At 73.2% G+C, this 3,583-nt stretch carries 1 protein-coding gene; it reads right to left on the minus strand.

Annotated features, from left to right (window positions below; all coding sequences use genetic code 11):
- Positions 1–3,542, minus strand: a 3,542-nt coding sequence (locus N866_RS12055) for a lamin tail domain-containing metallophosphoesterase family protein (RefSeq protein WP_052022976.1), incomplete at its 3' end; no start/stop codon positions are given.
- Between the last annotated feature and the right edge of the window lie 41 nt (positions 3,543–3,583).

Raw genomic sequence — 3,583 nt, forward strand, 5'->3', positions numbered from 1 at the left:
CCCGGCGCGCCGGCGTGGGGCGGGCGCGGCCCCTCGGCCCCGGCACCGCCGGAGCCCCCGCCGCGCACGGTGGTGAACGTGGCGACCGGTCCGACGTGCTCGGCGCCGTACGGGTCCCGGGTCACGACGTACCAGCCGTGCTCACCGGGGAGCAGGTCCGCCCAGGTGGCCTCGACCACCGACCCGCTCGCGACGCCGTCCTGCGTGGCGATCACGCGGCCGGTGAGCACCTCCACCACGAGGTCGTCGGTCGCGAGCACCTTGGTGACCGGGGCGATGCCCAGGTCGGCGTACGGGACGTCGAACTCCTGGTGCTCGAGGTCCAGGGCCGGGTCCTCGGAGTTGTACTGCATGAGGTACGGCGAGAAGGTCCGGACCAGGAGGCGCTCCCCCTCGTTGTCCAGGTGGAGCAGGCGGAGGAAGGACTGCCCGCCCTCCGGCAGCGCCTGGTAGTCGAAGAGCATCTGGTGGACCAGGCGGTCCTCGGTGCCGTCGCCGTCGTCGTCGAAGCCGTCCACCCGGGTGAAGGCGTCGTGGTAGTGCCCGGAGGTGACGATCCGGACGTTGGGGTTCGTCGCGACGACCTCGTCCTGGATCCGCTGCGGGATCGGCCCCAGGCCACCGGTCGTGAGCATGTACTCGTGCAGGTTCACCACCGCCACCCGCTCCGGGTAGCGCGCGAGGACCTCGTTCATCCACGCGATCGCCTCGTCGCCCGGCGCCCAGCCCATGGACAGCATCAGGAAGTCGATCCCCGCGACCGTCACGAGGTCGTAGTGGCCGCGGTTGTCCTGGAAGTCACCGCCCCACCACGGGTTGGCCGAGAACCTGGCCGCCCCGAACCACCGGGAGAAGGCGGAGTAGTCGGCGCGGGCCCCGCCGACGTCGTGGTTGCCCGCCAGGACGCCGTAGGGCAGCCCGGCCTCGTCGAGCATCCGGTACGCCGGGTCGGCGTTGAGCCACTGGAACTCCTGGTCGAAGTCGTCGACCACGTCACCGGTGTGCAGGAGGTACTGGATGTTCATCTCGTCGCGCTGGTCCAGGACGTACCGGTGGATGTCCAGCTGCCGCTCGGGGAACGACTCGTTGTAGTACTGGGTGTCCGACTCCCACACGATGGTCGCGTCGTACTCCGACCGCGGGACGTCCTGCGGGTGGTACGGCACGACGTCGTCGTCCCGGGTGGACCGGTCCTCGCCGGCGAAGCCCTCGGAGTGCTGCACGAGCAGCGTCACGGTGCCGTCCTCGACGTGCCCGGCCACGGGGACCGTGCCGCCGAGGGAGATCGCCGTGGACGCACCTCCGGTCGTCAGGGCCCGGTCGAGCTCGACCCAGGCGCCCGTCGCGACGTCGCGGACGTGCAGGAGCACCTTGGCCCCGGGGTTGGCGCGACCGGCCCAGCTGACGCGGACCTGCGCGTCGGGCCCGAGGTCCTGGCCGACGGCGACCCGGACCAGCTGGTACGGGAACGCCGCGTCGGAGGAGACCTCCGCGTCCACGCCGTCCGCACCCGCGGTGGCCGCCAGCTCCTCGCCCGTCAGGACGACGGCGTCGTCCCGGTCGGTGCCCGCGGCGACCTGGGTGACGCCCCGGGCGACGGTGACCTCGGGGTCCGTCGCGTCGTAGCGGACACCCTCGCGCAGCTCGACCGCGAGGACGTCGTCGGTCGGGTCGGAGACCCGGGCGCGCAGCAGCACGGAGCCCCCGCGGACGACGTCGCCGTCCGCCGGGGACAGGGCCTCGCTGCCCGGTCGCTCCTCCGGCGTGGCGAAGACGACGGTCTCGGTGGTCACGTTCCCGACGACGTCGCGGGCGGTGACCTCCAGCGTGTGGTCGCCGGCGGGCAGGTCGAGGGAGGACGTCGTGTACGGCAGGGTCACCGTCGCGCCGTCGAGCGTCGCGACGACGGACTCGACCCCCGACCCGGCGTCCTGCACGCGGGCGTCCAGGACGACGGGGCCCTGGTAGAGCCGGCCGGGCTCCAGGTCCGTGGTCACGGTGGGCCCGGTGTTGTCCACGACGACCGTGCGCTCGACCGTCGTGGAGCCGTCCGTGGCGGTCACGACGGCCGGACCGTCGGTCCGGGTGGTCGTGTCCCAGTCGTGCGCGACGGCCGTGAAGACGTCGTCCGGGAGGGGGAAGCGCGCCGCGAAGAGGTCGAGCTTCCCGGCGCTGTCGCCCATCGGGAGCCACTGCGCGGGGTCGTCGTAGCCGACCGGGCGCAGCGTCCGCCCGTCCGGCAGCACGAGTCGCAGGCCGCGGACCTGGAAGTCGTCGTTGTTCTCGTCCGGGTCGATGCGCGGCCAGGCCTTGGTCCCCGCGACGACGCTGACGACGAGCTCGTCGCCCTGCTGGACCAGGCGGAGCGGGACCGGCGTCGCGACGGTCACCTCGGCCGCGTAGTACCCCTCGTCGAAGACGTGCAGGACCTCGTCGCCGACGAGCACGCCGTTGCGGAAGAAGGCGTCGGTCGCGGTGGCCTCGAACGCGAAGACGGGCTCGGCCTCGAGCGACGGTCGCACGGGCTCGACCGGCTGCCCGTCGACCGCGAGCCGGACCGTCGCGGGGTGGACGTCCCCGGCGGCCGCCAGGCGGGTGGTGCCGGAGACGAAGGCACCGTCCTCCACGCTCAGGCGCACCGGGCTCTGGTCCACCCCGGCGACCGGGACGCGCCTCGGCTCGGTCGTGGTGGTGCGGGTGCCGTCGGTCGCGACGACGCGGTACTGGAGCCAGCGCTTGCCGATGAGGTCCACCGGCTCGATGACGTGCTGGTAGCCGTCCTGCCCGACGGCCTCGAGGTGGTGCGCGACGGGCTCGGGGTCGGCGCTGGTGGTGACCTCCACCGTCACGGTCCGGACCTGGACGTCGTCGGTGACCACGAGGTCGATCACGAACGGCCGGCCGGGCACCGCCTCCGATGCGGTGGCGTCGGTGACCACCGGCGCGGCGGTGTCGGCCGGGGGGACCACGAGCCCGGTCGGGACCTGGTCGGGCGAGACGGTGCCCGGCGAGGCGGGCGCGGTGCCGAGCAGGACCTGGCGGACCGGGTCGGCGGGGTCGTGCCCGAGCTGGATGCCCTGGTCGGCGGCGGTGTCGTCCGCGCCGTCGAGGTTGTAGTACGCCCGGTTGACCGCGAAGCCGGTGTTCGTCACGACCTCGAGGCCCCGCGCGGCACCGTTCGCCATGCCCGCCGTGAAGATCTCGACGAGGTCCTCGCCCAGTGTGAGGTCCGTGCCGAAGGCCGCGTTGAAGTCGTCGTCGGTGAGCGCGTCGTTCGGGCCGTTCTTCACCCACAGGACGAGCGTGCCCTCGGAGGGCACGACCACCGAGCGCGGCGTGCTGGGCCACTGCACGACGTTGGTGCTGACCAGGTCGGCACCCGGGTACAGGTAGTCCAGCGTGTACTGACCGAAGTCGATCGGCTCCGTGGTGGCGTTGTAGAGCTCGATGAACTCGTAGCCGTCGGACCCGCCGACGTTCCGGCTGTCCGGCAGCAGCTCGGTGATCTGCAGCGGGGCGGCGACGAGCGTCGGGTCCGGCACGCGCCCGGGGGTGGGCTCCGGGCCGGGGGTGGGCTCCGGGC

Source organism: Actinotalea ferrariae CF5-4, from assembly GCF_000603945.1.
Classification (GTDB): Bacteria; Actinomycetota; Actinomycetes; order Actinomycetales; family Cellulomonadaceae; genus Actinotalea; species Actinotalea ferrariae.